The organism is Allobosea sp. 05T439, assembly GCF_056396005.1.
On the sequence record NZ_JBFTKP010000142.1, the window covers coordinates 1 to 535 of the forward strand.

Consider the following 535-nt stretch of genomic DNA (forward strand, 5'->3'; position numbering starts at 1 on the left):
CTATGCTATGCCGTGCCACTGTCCCGGAGATGTCCGGAGGTATGCTGCCATGATGCACCTCAACCGGATCCGTCGGCGATGGCTGAGCCTCGCAATCGCGGCTGCCACCTTGGCCGGGATCTCCGCAGCCAGCGCGCAAGAGCGCTTCAAGACGCCCGAGGCGGCCGCCGCAGCCCTTGTGGAAGCCGCCCGCACCAGCGAGACCGGCCCGATGCTCGGCGTTCTCGGGCTCAAGGGGCGCGACATCGTCTTTTCCGGCGACGAGGTCGCCGACGCAGCGGACAGGGAGCGCTTTCTCTCGGCCTATCAGGCCAAGCACCAGGTCGAGGTCGACGGCGACAAGGCGACATTGCTCGTCGGTCAGAATGACTTTCCGTTCCCGATCCCGATCCTGCGCAAGGACGGTGAGTGGCGGTTCGACACTGAGGCCKGGCGCAAGGAAATCCTTTTCAGGCGCCTCGGGCGCAATGAGCTCGATGCGATCCAGGTCAGCCTGGCCTATGTCGACGCCCAGAACGACTATGCGAGCAAGGAC

At 65.2% G+C, this 535-nt stretch carries 1 protein-coding gene; it reads left to right on the forward strand.

The features are described 5' to 3' along the window. Window positions 1-49 precede the first annotated feature (49 nt). The coding region (locus AC1DIO_RS35445) for a DUF2950 family protein (RefSeq protein WP_476854964.1) at window positions 50-535 on the forward strand (486 nt) is incomplete at its 3' end.